The organism is Phreatobacter stygius (assembly GCF_005144885.1).
In the GTDB taxonomy this organism is placed as follows: domain Bacteria; phylum Pseudomonadota; class Alphaproteobacteria; order Rhizobiales; family Phreatobacteraceae; genus Phreatobacter; species Phreatobacter stygius.
Genome location: NZ_CP039690.1, coordinates 1,206,714 through 1,220,895, shown reverse-complemented (window position 1 = coordinate 1,220,895; position 14,182 = coordinate 1,206,714). Strand labels below are relative to the sequence as shown.

Annotated in this window: 13 protein-coding genes; 7 read left to right on the top strand and 6 right to left on the bottom strand. The window is 65.2% G+C overall.

Translation table 11 applies throughout. The features are described from left to right. Positions 1-144 precede the first annotated feature (144 nt). Positions 145-918, top strand: a complete 774-nt coding sequence (locus tag E8M01_RS05660; RefSeq protein WP_136959234.1) for an ABC transporter permease — start codon at positions 145-147, stop codon at positions 916-918. Next, complete coding sequence (locus E8M01_RS05655; protein ID WP_136959233.1) at positions 915-1,703, top strand: ABC transporter ATP-binding protein; 789 nt, start codon at positions 915-917, stop codon at positions 1,701-1,703. Before E8M01_RS05660 ends, E8M01_RS05655 begins: the two co-directional genes overlap by 4 nt. 71 nt (positions 1,704-1,774) lie before the next feature. Here the strand turns inward: E8M01_RS05655 and cynS are convergent, their stop codons facing one another. The 4 genes from cynS to E8M01_RS05635 are packed head-to-tail and all read right to left on the bottom strand — an operon-like array spanning position 1,775 to position 5,437. Beyond that, on the bottom strand, positions 1,775-2,257 hold the full coding sequence (cynS, locus tag E8M01_RS05650) for a cyanase (protein ID WP_136959232.1): 483 nt from the start codon (positions 2,255-2,257) through the stop codon (positions 1,775-1,777). A gap of 38 nt (positions 2,258-2,295) precedes the next feature. Further along, a complete protein-coding gene (locus E8M01_RS05645; RefSeq protein WP_136959231.1) occupies positions 2,296-3,195 on the bottom strand; it encodes an ABC transporter ATP-binding protein in 900 nt (299 codons plus the stop codon). Positions 3,196-3,199: 4 nt separating this feature from the next. Next, positions 3,200-4,045 carry a nitrate ABC transporter permease gene (gene ntrB / locus E8M01_RS05640; protein ID WP_136959230.1) on the bottom strand — a complete coding sequence of 282 codons (846 nt, stop codon included), beginning with the start codon at positions 4,043-4,045 and terminating at the stop codon, positions 3,200-3,202. Between the two features lie 9 nt (positions 4,046-4,054). Continuing rightward, the gene (locus E8M01_RS05635) at positions 4,055-5,437 is read right to left on the bottom strand and encodes a CmpA/NrtA family ABC transporter substrate-binding protein (RefSeq protein WP_136959229.1); all 1,383 of its coding nucleotides are present in this window, start codon (positions 5,435-5,437) and stop codon (positions 4,055-4,057) included. 377 nt (positions 5,438-5,814) lie between these two features. On the opposite strand from E8M01_RS05635, the gene E8M01_RS05630 reads away from it, so the two are divergent. Further along, on the top strand, positions 5,815-6,981 hold the full coding sequence (locus E8M01_RS05630; protein WP_246088607.1) for a diaminopropionate ammonia-lyase: 1,167 nt from the start codon (positions 5,815-5,817) through the stop codon (positions 6,979-6,981). Next, positions 6,978-7,919 (top strand): N-carbamoyl-D-amino-acid hydrolase, encoded by a 942-nt coding sequence (locus E8M01_RS05625; RefSeq protein ID WP_136959227.1) that lies wholly within the window; start codon positions 6,978-6,980, stop codon positions 7,917-7,919. Before E8M01_RS05630 ends, E8M01_RS05625 begins: the two co-directional genes overlap by 4 nt. 289 nt (positions 7,920-8,208) lie before the next feature. On the opposite strand, the gene E8M01_RS05620 is transcribed toward E8M01_RS05625, so the two are convergent. Further along, a complete protein-coding gene (locus E8M01_RS05620) occupies positions 8,209-9,606 on the bottom strand; it encodes an FAD-binding oxidoreductase (RefSeq protein WP_136959226.1) in 1,398 nt (465 codons plus the stop codon). Positions 9,607-9,831: 225 nt separating this feature from the next. Here E8M01_RS05620 and E8M01_RS05615 point away from each other — a divergent pair, with 225 nt between their 5' ends. The 3 genes from E8M01_RS05615 to E8M01_RS05605 are packed head-to-tail and all read left to right on the top strand — an operon-like array spanning position 9,832 to position 12,552. Next, positions 9,832-10,854 carry an ABC transporter substrate-binding protein gene (locus E8M01_RS05615; RefSeq protein WP_136959225.1) on the top strand — a complete coding sequence of 341 codons (1,023 nt, stop codon included), beginning with the start codon at positions 9,832-9,834 and terminating at the stop codon, positions 10,852-10,854. A gap of 13 nt (positions 10,855-10,867) precedes the next feature. Continuing rightward, a complete protein-coding gene (locus tag E8M01_RS05610; RefSeq protein ID WP_136959224.1) occupies positions 10,868-11,656 on the top strand; it encodes an ABC transporter ATP-binding protein in 789 nt (262 codons plus the stop codon). Then, on the top strand, positions 11,653-12,552 hold the full coding sequence (locus E8M01_RS05605) for an ABC transporter permease (RefSeq protein WP_136959223.1): 900 nt from the start codon (positions 11,653-11,655) through the stop codon (positions 12,550-12,552). Before E8M01_RS05610 ends, E8M01_RS05605 begins: the two co-directional genes overlap by 4 nt. Positions 12,553-12,785: 233 nt before the next feature. Here E8M01_RS05605 and E8M01_RS05600 read toward each other — a convergent pair whose 3' ends face one another. Continuing rightward, a complete protein-coding gene (locus E8M01_RS05600) occupies positions 12,786-14,153 on the bottom strand; it encodes an FAD-binding oxidoreductase (RefSeq protein ID WP_136959222.1) in 1,368 nt (455 codons plus the stop codon). Positions 14,154-14,182 lie beyond the last annotated feature (29 nt).

Genomic DNA, 14,182 nt, shown 5'->3' with positions numbered 1-14,182 from the left:
ATAGAAGCGTGCCGCCGCTGCCGGATGTCCGGAAGCGGCGGTGTTCATTTCCGCCATCGGCATTCTCGTTCGCGCATTTTCCTTGGCATCTTCGCCCGGGCGATCCGTCGCCCGTTCCGCGGCGCCCGACTGACAAAGGACGTCATGAGGCCTCTTCAACCTGTCTCCGCGTCAGCCCGCGTGATCCTGGGGATCGCGTTTTTTGTCCTGTTCTTCGCGGTCTGGAGCTTTTTCACCTTCGGCGGCTTCGTGTCGCGGATCTTCCTCGCCGATCCGCTGACCATGGTGAATGACGGCTGGACGCTTTTGACCAAGCACGGCTTCCTCCACGATATCGGCATGACCGTCTGGCGCGTCCTCGGCGGTTTTGTCGTCGCCGCGATCATTGCCGTGCCGATCGGGCTGGCCATGGGAGCCTACAAGCCGGTGGAGGCCTTTTTCGAACCCTTCGTGTCGTTTGCCCGCTACCTGCCGGCCTCCGCCTTCATTCCCCTGCTGATCCTGTGGGCCGGCGTCGGCGAGGTGCAGAAACTCCTGGTGATCTTTGTCGGCTCGGTGTTCCAGATCATCCTGATGGTGGCGGTGGCGGTCGGCTCGATCCGCCGTGACCTGGTCGAGGCCGCCTTGACCCTTGGCGCCAAGGATCGCGGCATCGTCGCCCGTGTGCTGATGCCCTTCGCCGCGCCACAGATCGCCGAGATCCTGCGCCTGGTGCTCGGCTGGGCCTGGACCTATGTCATCGTCGCCGAACTGATCGGCTCGTCATCCGGCATCGGCCACATGATCATCGAGAGCCAGGCGCTGCTGGCCACCGGCCAGATGATTTTCGGCATCATCGTCATTGGCGTCATCGGGCTCATTTCCGACTACCTGTTCAAGGCGCTGAACCGCAAGCTGTTCCCGTGGAGTGCGGTATGAGCGACCTCATCATCAAGGCCGTTTCACGCACCTTTCCGGGCGTTCAGGGCGGACCGCCGACGCAGGCCCTGGCGCCGGTCGACCTGACGGTCACCGAGGGCGAGTTCGTTGCCATTCTCGGGCCCTCCGGCTGCGGCAAGTCGACCTTGCTGCGCGTCGTCGCCGGCCTCGACCAGCCGACCTCCGGCACCGTCACGCTCGACGGCGCGCTGGTGAAGGAGCCGGGCGCCGATCGCGGCATGGTGTTCCAGAGCTACACGCTGTTTCCCTGGCTGACGGTGGCCGAGAACATTGCCTTCGGCCCGCGCGAACGGGGTGTCGGGCTCGCCGAGCGCCAGGCGATCGCCGAGAAGCTGATGGCCCAGGTCGGGCTCACCCAGTTCGCCAACCACTTCCCGAAGATGCTGTCCGGCGGCATGCAGCAGCGCGCCGCGCTGGCGCGCGCGCTCGCCAACAATCCGAAAGTGCTGATCCTCGACGAGCCGTTCGGCGCGCTCGACCACCAGACCCGGTCGCTGATGCAGGAGCTGCTGCTGTCGATCTGGGAGCAGCACCACAAGACCGTGCTGTTCGTCACCCACGATATCGAGGAGGCCGTGTTCATGGCCAATCGTGTGCTGGTGATGAGTGCGCGCCCCGGCCGCTTCAAATGTGAGGTGCCGGTGCCGTTCCCGCATCCGCGCTCCTACAAGATCAAGACCACGGCGGAATTCGCCGCGCTCGAGGAGCGTCTCACCGAAGAGATCCGCGGTGAGACCATGCTGGCGGTGTCGAGCGGGCTCTGACCGGCGGTGCCGGTGGCTCCTGAGCGGCCGCGTCAATGTGGCGCCGTCCGCCCGGGCAAGCCGCCGCGCCGTCAGGCTTCCTTGAGGCCGTAGTCGGGAATGCCCTGTTCGTTGCCGTAATATTTATAGGGCAGGAACTTGCCGGACATGGCGATCTTGACGCGGTCGCCCTTCGGATTGGCCTCGCGCTCGATCTCGATGTTGAAGTCGATCGCCGACATGATGCCGTCGCCGAACTCTTCCTCGATCAGCGCTTTCCAGGCCGGGCCGTTGACCATCACCATTTCATAGAAGCGGTAGATCAGCGGGTCGGTCGGCGGCATGGCCGTGCCGCGATAGGGCACCTCGTTGAGCATCTTCTCTTCGTTGCTCGACAGGCCGAACAGCGCGGCGGCCTTGGCTGCCAGCGGCTTCACCAGCTTCATCTGGCCAAGCAGCGCACCGACGATCAGCACCGGCGATATGCCGCCGATCTCGTCGGTGATGTATTTCCAGGTCCAGTCCTTCTCGCGCTTGATGTCGAGAATTTTCTCGGTGAGCTCTTCGCGGATCATGCCCGTCTCCTTGGCGGCTTGTTGATCGGGAGGAAGCGTCAGACGGCCTTCGCCACCGGCGGCGGGGACGCGATGGCCCCGGGCGAAACGGGAACGACGACGGGCGGCGCGCGGCGGTTCCAGACCTTGCCCGGCGCGTCGAGCTCGGACTGGAAGGCCTTGGAACGGGTCACCAGGAAATCGATGATGTGGTTGCGCAACGGGTAATAGGACGGGTGCTTGTGCACGTCGTTGCGGGCGCGATCGGCGGGCAGGGGATTGGCCACGATCTCGGCGATGCGGGCGTCCGGCCCATTGGTCATCAGCACGATCTTGTCGGCGAGATATATCGCCTCGTCGACATCATGGGTGATCATGAAGACGGTCTGGCCGGTGTCCCGGCAGATTCGGCGGACCTCGTCCTGCAGCGTGCCGCGGGTGAGCGCGTCGAGCGCCGAAAACGGTTCGTCCATCAGCATGATCTTCGGCTCGATGGAGAGCGCGCGGGCGATGCCGACGCGCTGCCTCATGCCACCGGAGAGCTCGGCCGGCCGCTTGGTCTCGGCGCCGCCGAGGCCAACCAGGGCAATGAACCTGGCCGCGTGCTCCTCGACCTTGGGCCTGGACCAGCTGCGCCATTTCGACGACACGGCATAAGCGACATTGCCCATGACGCTGCGCCAGGGCAGCAGCCCGTGGCTCTGGAAGATGACGGCGCGGTCGAGGCTCGGACCTTCGATGCCACGCCCGTCGATGATGACGGCGCCATCGGTCGGCTCGTCGAGGCCGGCGAGGATATTCAGCACGGTCGTCTTGCCGCAGCCGGAATGGCCGATGACGCAGACGAATTCGCCTTGGTTCATGGAAAACCAGAGGTCCTCGAAGACCGTCGCCTTGCCGCCCTCGGGGGCCGGGAAACGGCGGGAAATGCCCTCGATGGAAATGTAGGACTGGGCCAAGACCTCACTCCGGATAGGTGACGAAGCGGGTGAGGCGGGCCAGCACCTGGTCGAGCGCCATGCCGACAAGGCCGATCAGCAGGATCGCCGTGATGATGTCGGTGAGCGACAGGTTGTTCCACTGGTTCCAGACGAAATAGCCAATGCCGGTGCCACCCACGAGCATCTCGGCGGCGACGATGACCAGCCAGGCAATGCCGACCGAAATGCGCATGCCGGTGAGGATGGTCGGAGCCGCCGCCGGCAGGATCACGGTGAAGGCCTTGCGGAATGGCCCGACCTCCAGGGTACGTGCGACATTCAGCCAGTCCTTGCGGACGCTGGCGACGCCGAAGGCGGTGTTGATCAGCATCGGCCAGAGCGAGCAGATGAAGATGACGAAGATCGAGGACAGCGAGGAATCCTTGATCGTGTAGAGCGCCAGCGGCATCCAGGCGAGCGGCGAGATCGGCTTCATCACCTGGATGAACGGATCGAGCGCCCGATAGACCAGTTGTGACATGCCGATGAGAAAGCCGAGCGGCACGGCGACGACGACGGCGAGCCCGAAGCCGGTCAGCACGCGCGCCAGCGAATAGGCGAGCTGGATGCCGATGCCCATGTCATTGGTGCCGCGCACGTAGAACGGATCGCTGAGGTGTTTCCAGATGGTCCGGCCGACATCGATCGGGCCGGGCATCGGGGTCTGGCCGCCGGTCGCGGCGGCGGCTCCCACCAGCTTGGCATATTCGGGATCGACGGTGGCCGCGCCGGCGCCGCCGCCGCGCACCGCGACATGCCAGGCGAGCAGGAAGACGGCGAAGATCAGCACCGACAGGACGAAGGCGCGCAGACCCACGGAGCGGGGCATGGCGACGGCTCAGGCCCGCTTGATGGCGAAGGAGGCGACATAGTCCTCCGGTTTCGCCGGATCGAAGGCCTTGCCCATGACCGCGAAGGTCTTCGTGGTGGCGGTCGGCGGGGTCAGGCCGAGCTCCTTCATCATCGCGCCGGCATCGGTTGCCAGGAACACCTGCCTGGCAATGCCGGCATAGTCGACATCGCCCTTGATCTGGCCCCAGCGCTTCATCTGGGTGAGGATCCAGACCGCGAAACTGTCCCAGGGAAACGGGTCGAACTGGATGCGGTTCGGGTCGCGTTTCACCTGGCCGAGGCCGTCGGCATAGGTGCCGGTGAGGATCTGCTCGAGCACGGTCACCGGCTGATTGAGGTAGTTCGGTGCGGCGATGGCCTCGGCGATCGCTTTGCGGTTCTCGGCTTTCTGGGCATGGGCTGTCGCGTCGATGATCGACTTCAGCAGCGCCCGATAGGTATTGGGCAAGGTGGTGACGAAGTCGCGGCTGGCGGCGAAGGCGCAGCACGGATGACCGTCCCACAACTCCTTGGACAGGATATGGATGAAGCCGACGCCGTCGAACACGGCGCGCTGGTTGAACGGGTCGGGCCCCAGAAAGCCGTCGATATTGTCGGCGCGCAGATTGGCCACCATTTCCGGCGGCGGCACCGAACGGATCTGGACGTCGCGGTCGGGATCGATGCCGGCTTCCGCCAGGTAATAGCGCAGCAGGTAGTTGTGCATCGAATAGTCGAAGGGCACGGCGAAGCGGAAGCCCTTCCAGTCCCTGGGGTCGCGCTTGTCCTTGTGCTTGGTGGCGAGGGTGATCGCCTGGCCGTTGATGTTCTCGATCGCGCCGACCGCATAAGGGATCGGGTTGGAGCCGGCGCCCATGGTCATGGCGATCGGCATCGGCGCCAGCATGTGGGCGGCGTCATATTCCTTGTTGATGGTCTTGTCGCGGATGACCGCCCAACCGGCGGTGCGCACCACTTCGACGTTCAGCCCGTGCCTGGAATAGAAGCCGAGCGGGTGGGCCATGATGATCGGGGTGGCGCAGGTGATCGGGATGAAGCCGACCTTCAGGTCCTTCTTCTCGATCGGGCCGGTCTGCGCCAGCGCCTCGCTCGCCGCGCCAAGCGGAAAAACGGTGGCGAGCGCGGCGGCTGCCGTCGAGGCGCCGACCGCCTTCAGAAAGGCGCGGCGCCGGCCGTCCTCGGGGAACAGCGCGCGCATGACCGCCTGTTCGACGACGCGGCCATAGCGGCTCTCCTCACTCGCCTGGCCAGCCTCGAAGGCCTCGGTGCGGAGTGCCGCCTCGTGTTCGCGGGCGGAGCCATGACGACCACAGACGCAGCCCCGGCCGAGCCTGTTGGCGGCAGTGAAGGGATTGTCGAACAAGGCCATGAATGGATCATCCTCGGGTCGCAATGCGAGGACGATCTATCAAGCGCCGTGCCAGCTCATCTCAAATGTATGCATGGGTCAAACTAAAGTCATATCAGCGGTTTGCTGCTCTTGACCTGGTTCACGCTATCGATCCTCTGCCCAAAAATTATTCAGATGCTCGTTTCGGCGACGATGCGCCGACGCCTGGCTTGCGGGAGCCTTTCGGCATCCGGATCCATCGCGTCGGCCGGCAGCGCCGAGGCGACTTTCGATCGCCCAGGCGCATGGCTGTATCCCGGTGGCGACCCCAAGCGCTATTCGACCTTGACCCCGGCCTTGAGCTCAAGTGCTCTTGGCAGCACGGCATTCAAGACGTCGAGATGAGGACCCTGAGTTTGGCTGCACTATCGAAGGCCGGCGTGATCGAGATCGCCGGAACCGGGGCAAGGCTTCTGCCGAACCCGGGGCTCGACCGGGCGCGGGTTTATGGCGCCGACGAGCAAGCCATCCTGTCGTTGGCCGGGGCGGCAGAAGCGTGCGCGGCAATCCGGACCTGGGACGGCTATCGGCCGACGCCGGTGCATGGGCTCGCCGCCGTCGCGCGGGATAGCGGCGTGGCGGACGTCCTCTACAAGGACGAGGGCCAGCGCTTCACGTTGAAAAGTTTCAAGGCCATGGGCGGTGCCTATGCGGTCGAGCGGCTGGTCAAAGCCCGCGGAACGGCCGGCCTCACGGTGACCTGTGCCACCGACGGCAATCACGGCCGGGCGGTCGCCTGGGGGGCCAGGCGCCTCCGGGTGCCGGCGGTCATCTATGTCCACGAAACGGTGAGCGAAGGCCGCGCCAAGGCGATCGAGGGTTTCGGCGCCGAAGTGCGCCGCGTGCCGGGCAATTACGATGATGCGGTGCGTGCCTCGGCGGAAGCCGCGAGAGCCAATGGCTGGACCATCGTCTCCGACACGTCCTGGCCGGGTTACGACGTCATCCCGCGCGACGTCATGCAGGGTTATGCCGTGCTGGCGCTGGAGGCCGAGGCGCAGGCGCCGATGCCGAGCCATATCTTCGTGCAGGGCGGGGTCGGCGGGCTTGCCGCCGGCATCCTGTCCTACCATTGGGAAAAGCGCGGCGAGACCAGGCCGATCATCGTGGTGGTCGAGCCGGCGAAGGCCGACTGCCTTTTGCAAAGCGCGGTTGCCGGCCGCTGGACGGCGGTCGGCGGCGATCTCGACACGATCATGGCGGGGCTTGCCTGCGGCGAGCCGTCGGAACTTGCCTGGGCGCTCTTGTCGCCCGGCGCCGACGCCTTCATCAGCATTCCCGACGAACGGGCGGCCGAGGCCATGCGGCTGATGGCCGGCTTCGGCATCGCTGCGGGTGAATCCGGCGTTGCGGGCCTCGCCGGCTTCCTGGCGGTTGCCGCCGATCCGGCCGCGCGCGCCGCCCTGAAGCTCGACGCGGCCGCGCGGGTCCTGTGCTTCGGCACGGAAGGCGCGACCGATCCGGAGATCTATCGCGCCATTGTCGGGCGCGCCCCAGAAGCAGTGGAAGGAAGAGCGGCATGAGCCGGATCATCACAGTCGGGGCCGCCCAGATGGGCGCCATCCAGCGCGCCGACAACCGGCCGGCCGTGGTCAAGCGCATGGTCGAGCTGATGCGCGAGGCGGCCTCGCATCGTTGCGACCTCATCGTTTATCCCGAGCTGACCCTGACCACCTTCTTTCCGCGCTGGTGGATGGAGAACCAGGACGACGTCGATGCCTTCTTCGAGCGCGAAATGCCGTCCAACGAGACGGCACCGCTGTTCAACGAGGCGGCCAAGCTCGGTATCGGCTTTTCCTTCGGTTATGCCGAGCTGACGCCCGAGGGCCGGCATTTCAACACCGCGTTGCTGGTCGACAAGACCGGCCGGCAGGTCGGCAAATACCGCAAGATCCACTTGCCCGGTCATGCCGAACACGAGCCCTGGCGCGCCTTTCAGCATCTCGAAAAGCGCTATTTCGAGGTCGGCGACCGCTCCTGGGGCGTCTGGAACGCGCTCGGCGGCAATATGGGCATGATGATCTGCAACGATCGCCGCTGGCCCGAGAGCTATCGGATGATGGGCTTGCAGTCGGTCGAGATGATCCTGCTCGGCTACAACACGCCCCGGCACAATCCACCGGCGCCCGACCATGACCGGTTGAGCGAATTCCACAACCAGCTGGTCATGCAGGCGGGCGCCTATCAGAACGGCACCTGGGTGGTCGGAGTGGCCAAATGCGGGGTCGAGGAGGGCTGCGAAATGATCGGCGCCTCGTCGATCGTGGCGCCGACCGGCGAGATCATCGGCCAGGCGCTGACACAAGGAGACGAACTGATCGTCGCGCGCTGCGACCTCGATCTGACCCGGAGCTACAAGGCTTCGATCTTCAACTTCGAGATGCACCGCCAGCCCGAGCATTACGGCCGGATCGTCCAGCAGCGCGGCGCGGTGCCGCCGGAGGGACGATCGGAGGGGTGAGGCGAAGGGCCACATTAGTGACGACAAAGGCCCGACGCGCTGCAAAGAGGTCAGCCGTCGTTCGAGGCTCGCAAGAGCTCGCACCTTCAGCGCAAAAGCGAGCTTTCGCGCGAGGATGAGGAGTGGAGGGAATGGCATCAGGGACGGTGCGGAAACGGCGCGCTTCATGAGCGCCGCTGATGCAGTTCACATTCTTTCCGCATGCTGAGGTGCTCGCGCCCTTGCGCGAGCCTCGAAGGACGGCCGGCCAATCTGCAACGCTACGCCGCGGAGCCTCGGCCCAACCGGGCTATTCCGCCGCTTCCTGGCTCGCCGCTTCCCAGCCGAGCAGCTTGCCGGGGTTCATCAGGCCATGCGGATCGGCGAGCCGTTTGAATTCCGGCTGCGGCGCCTTGATCTGCTTCCAGCCGGCATTGTTCAGGACATAGGTGTGCGGGTTGGACACCTGGATGCCGGCTGCCGTCGCCTCGGCCATGATCCGTTCGAGCCGCTCACGGGTGGTGTACTTGACCAGCGGCAGGCTGGACGGCACCACCTGGCCATGGCGGCGCTGGAATTCGAGGTGCAGGTAGACGTCGTCGTGAAACTGCTGCTCGGCCCAGGCGATGAGCTTCAGGCTGTCGGGCGGCGGATAGCGAAGCTGCAGATAGGTGATGGACGGATCCATCTTCATGGCGTGCAGCGTCGTGTGGTTCCAGGTGTATTCATAGAGGGGGCCTGGCCCGCCGCGCTCCTTGTGCGTGCCGAAGGCGACTGCCTTGGCCTCCTCGGCGCCGCGCCGGAAGGTCACCTTGCCGGCATGGTCGGCAATCAGCAGGTCGAGCGTGTCGGCCTGCGGCTCGGAGATCATCAGCACCGCAAAGGCCCGGTCCTTGTCGAGATAGGGCTGGAGTCTGCGCAGATAGGGGCCAATGCGCGGATCGTGGATCGAGACGAGTTTCTTGGCGAGGCCGTCGCATTCGGTGAAGGCCTGGCCGAAGCGGGCCGCCGCCATGAAATTATCGAAGGTGACGATGCGCTCGGCCCAGTCATGGGCGGGCGCGGTCGGCACCTCGACCTCGGTGATGATGCCGTTGACGCCATAGGCGTGCATGACTTTCAGGATGTCATTGCCGCGCAGCTCGATCAGCTTCGGCTCGGCCTCCACCGTCATCACCTCCAGCGCGGTGACCGCACCGAGATTGTCGATCTGGCCCCAGGTGCAGGACCCGGCGCCGGCGGCGCCACCGGCAACAAAGCCGCCGAGGGTCGCTTGCGCCCGGGTGGAGGGATGAAAGCGCAGTTCCTGGCCGTGCGGGTCCAGCGCCTTGTCGATGTCGAGCATGTTGGCGCCGGCCTCGAAGCGGGCCGCGCCCCTCCTGGCGAAGACCATGCGGTCGAATTTGCGCATGTCGACGATCAGGCCGCCGGCGAGCGGCACCGCCTGGCCATAATTGCCGGTGCCGCCGCCGCGGATGGTCAAGGGCACGCGATGGCGGGCGCAGGCCGCGGCGATCCGGGCGAGTTCGTCCTTGCTGCGCGGCATGGCGACGAGGTCGGCATGCTTGCCGTCCAGCTCGACCTTCAGGATCGGCGAGAACCAGAAGAAGTCGCGGCTGGCCATGCGAATCGAAGCCTGATCGTCGGCCAGTGCGATACCGGCGAGATCGGCGCGCAGCCGGTCGAGGGCAGACAGGGGAGCAGTCATCGGCTGGCCTTGGACTGGGTTCGGGAATTGGTCATCTCAAAGGAGATGACATTGCCTGCGGATGGCGATCAAGCTCCCTCGATGCTCAACAGCCCGGCAATATGCTGATAGTTTATGCATAGCTGGTCCGTGAAACCACGCAAAAGCTTAGGATAAACCGGCACGTGCGTTGCTCGGCGCGTCCGGTCGAATTAGTCCTGCAAATAGAAAACCGGAGAGGTCGCCATGTCCCCCATTCGTCTGACGCGCCGCAGTGCCCTCAAGCTCGGGGCTGGCGTCTCGGCTGCCTATCTCATGACATCGGGCCAGGTCACCGCCCAGGGCCTCGACAAGGTCTCCTACCAGACCAATTGGCGCGCCCAGGCCGAACATGGCGGCTTCTATCTGGCGCAGACCAGCGGCATCTATCGCAAATATGGCATCGACGCCGATATCCGCATGGGCGGGCCGCAGCAGAACCCGTCGCAGCTGCTGCTTGGCGGACGCGTCGACATGATCATGTCGAACTCCTTCGAGGCGATCCGCTATGTCCAGGAAAACCTGCCTTTCCTGTGCATCGGCTCGATCTTCCAGAAGGACCCCCAGGTGATCATCTGCCATCCGGGCGTCGGCAATGACAGTTTCGAGGCGCTCAAGGGCAAGACCATCCTGGTCGCCGCCGGCGGCCGGACGTCCTATTGGCCCTTCCTCAAGGCCCGCTTCGGCTTCGTCGACGAGCAGGTCCGGCCCTATACTTTCAACATGGCGCCGTTCCTGGCCGACAAGAACATCTGCCAGCAGGGCTTCCTGTCGTCCGAGCCCTTCGCCATCCAGCAGCAGGGCGGCGTCACCCCGCTCGCCCATCTGATCGCCGATGCCGGCTTTGCCAATTACAACACCACCATCAACATTTCGCGGAAGATGGTCGACGAGCGCGCCGACGTCGTGCAGCGCTTCGTCACCGCATCACTTGAAGGCTGGGCCGAATATATGAAGGGCGGGCCGGGCGTCGAGGCCGCCAACAAGGCGATCCTGCGCGACAATCCGGACATGGATGCAACCAAGATCGCTTATGCGGTCAAGGTGATGACCGAGCGCGGCATCGTCCTGTCGGGCGATGCCCTGACGCTCGGCATCGGCGCGATGACCGATGCCCGCTGGGAGACCTTCTATAACCAGATGCGCGACGCCGGCGTATTCCCGCCCGGTATCGACTACAAGAAGGCCTATGATCTCAGGTTCATCAACAAGGGTGTGGGCAAGGCCTGACGTGTCGGTTCTCATGTCTCCGAACACCGCGACGAGCGGCGATGCAAGGCCGCTTGTCTCGATCCAGCACGTGTCGAAGCAGTTCGCCAACGGCACGATCGCCGTGCGCGACGTCAATCTGGACCTGGCGGCGGGCGAATTCGTCAGCCTGCTCGGGCCGTCCGGTTGCGGAAAGTCGACGCTGCTCAGGATGATCGCGGGTCTCGGCGAGCCGAGCGTCGGCACCATCGACTGGCCGGGTGCCGGCGGCGCCAATGGCGAGCACGAGCTCGGCTTCGTGTTCCAGGATCCGACCTTGATGCCCTGGGCAACCGCGCTCGGCAATGTCGTGTTGCCGATGCAGCTGAAACGCATGCCGCAGGGCGAGGCCGAGGCGCGCGGTGCGGCCATGCTGGCGCTGGTCGGCCTCAAGGGGTTCGAGCGGAGCTATCCGCGCGAGCTCTCCGGCGGCATGAAGATGCGCGTGTCGATCGCCCGCGCGCTGGTCACCCAGCCGAAAATTCTCCTGATGGACGAGCCCTTCGCGGCGCTCGACGAGATCACCCGCCACAAGCTCAATGACGACCTGCTCGGTCTGTGGGAGACCAATCGCTTCTCCGCGGTCTTCGTCACGCATTCGGTGTTCGAAAGCGTCTATCTGTCCCAGCGCATCGTGGTGATGGCGGCCAGGCCCGGCCGCGTCATGGCCGACCTCCGGGTCGAAGCGCCATATCCCCGCGATGAATTGTTCCGTACCTCGGCCGACTATGCCCATTGGTGCCGGATCGCCTCCGAGAAGCTCAAGGAGGCCATATCAGCATGAGCGAAGCCGCCCTGAAGACATCAGCCGTCGGCCAGCCCGCCGTCGCCCATGACGGTACCGATGCCGAAGCCCGGCCGATCTATCGCGAGGACCGCAAGATCCTGGGCATTTCGACCGAGACCTGGCCCGGCATCATCGCGCCGCTGGTGATCGGCATCCTGGCGCTCGGCGCCTGGGAAGCGATCGTCCGGTTCCGCGAGATCCCGTCATTCATCCTGCCCGGGCCGCTGCTGATCGCCCGGACGCTGGTCGAGGACTGGGCTTCGCTGTCGGCCTCGCTCTGGGTGACGCTACAGATCACCGCGGCCGCGCTGGTTGCCGCGGTGACGCTCGGCGTCGGCCTTGCGGTCCTGTTCACCCAGTCGAAATGGCTGGAAAAGTCGTTGTTTCCTTATGCGGTGATCCTGCAGGTGACGCCGGTCGTGTCGATCGCGCCCTTGATCATCATCTGGGTCGGCGACATCAACCTGTCGCTGCTGATCTGCGCCTGGCTCGTTGCCTTCTTCCCGATCCTGTCGAACACGATCCTGGGGCTGAACTCGGCCGACCATAACCTGATCAATCTGTTCCAGCTCTACGGCGCCTCGCGCTGGCAGACGCTGCGCTATCTGAGGCTGCCGGCGGCGCTGCCCTATTTCCTCGGCGGCCTGAAGATATCAGGCGGGCTCGCCCTGATCGGGGCGGTCGTCGCTGAATTCGTCGCCGGTTCCGGCGGCTCGTCCTCAGGGCTCGCCTATCGCATCCTGGAGGCCGGCTACCAGCTCAAGATACCGCGCATGTTCGCCGCCCTGATCATGATCTCGCTGACCGGCATCGCCATCTTCCTGGCGACCAGCTGGGTGTCGCATGTGCTGCTCCGGCGCTGGCACGAGAGCGCGCTGAAGCGCGAAAACTGAGGGGCGAGGTTTGGTCGTGCGCGGGGAGCCTTCAGAGCTCTCTCGTCTTGGCCGGGCTTGTTCCGGCCACCCACGCCTTCAGGCCGGTTCCCACGCAGGCCAGCGTTGTTCGTGTCAGCGGCAAGAACAGGCCAGCCCGAGACAAGCCGCGGATGGCCGGAACACGCCCGGCCGAGACGAACCGTGCGGCCTGCGATCTGCTGCTACCGTGACCGGTCCTTACCCGACAATTCTCACCTGACCGGCACGAAGCTCTTCATCTTGCCGGGGTTCAAGAGGCCCATCGGATCGACATTGGCCTTGAAACCGAGCTGGTCGGCATCGGCGCGCTTGTGGCGCGAGCCGTCCTCCAGGCTGACCACATGCGGGTTGGCGACCAGCACGCCGTGCTCCTCATGCTGCGCGATGATCTGGTTCAGCCGCTCGGGTGTGGTGTAGCGGACGATCGGCAGCGCGCTGCAGGTGATATTGCCGGCGAAGCGAATGAATTCGAGATGGGGCAGCACCTCGCCTTCGAACAGGTCCATCATCTTGCGCACGCTCTCTTCCAGCCGGTCGAACGGGTAGAGCAGTTGCAGATAGGTGATGGAACGGTCGGTCTTCAGCCATTGCAGGGTCGTGTGGTTCCACGAATATTCGTAGAGCGGCACCTGCCCGGGCCCTTCCTCCGACGGCGCCTCGTGGGTCACCATGCCGCGGCCCGAGAGGATCGCCTTGAAACTGTCGAGGAAGGGTTCGGCGATCATGCAGAGCAGGATGCTCTTGCCCTCGGGACAGGCGCTTTTCAGGGCGCCGAAATAGGCGGGGATGGGAGCGGCGATCGGCGTCACCAGCTTCTTCACCACGCCATCGGCCATGGCAATGGAACGGCCGGCCTCGAAGGCCTCCCAGAACGTATCGAAGGCGACGATGACGTCGACCCAGGGCCAGGCCGGCGCCAGCGGCATTTCCAGCTCGGTGATGATACCGGTGGTGCCATAGGCGCGGTTGACCTTCTGGGCCGCGTCGTCCCTGAGTTCCAGGACGCGCGGTTCCTCCTCCACCGTGACGATGCGCGCGGCCAGGATATTGCCGGGTTCGCGCAAGCCCCCATAGGCAACCGAGCCGATGCCGCCGGAGCCGCCGGCGACGAAGCCGCCGATGGTGGCGGTGCGCTTGGTCGAGGGGTGCATGCGCAGCTCGAAACCTGCCGCGCGGGTTGCCTTGTCGAGGCTCAACAGGTTCATGCCGGCCTGGACGCGGACGACGCCGGGCTTCTGCCAGATAACCTGGTCGAGCGCGGTCATGTCCAGGAGCACGCCGCCGGCCAACGGCATGGCCTGGCCGTAATTGCCGGTGCCGCCGGCGCGCGCGGTGAGCGGGATCCTGAGACGGGCGCAGGCCGCCGCGGTCTGGATGACGTCGGCCTCGTCGCGCGGCTTGACGATGATGTCGGCTGCGACCGACTTCAGCTCTTCGGCGAGGATCGGCGAATACCAGAAGAAGTCACGCGAGCGGCGCCGGACGATGACCGGCTCGGTGATCACGGGGATATCGCCGAGCGCGGCGATCAGGCCGGCAATGTCATAGGTCGGGCGAGGCGGTGTCTGATGAATGGCCATGCCGCTGGTTGCCGTTTTTCAGGCGCCGA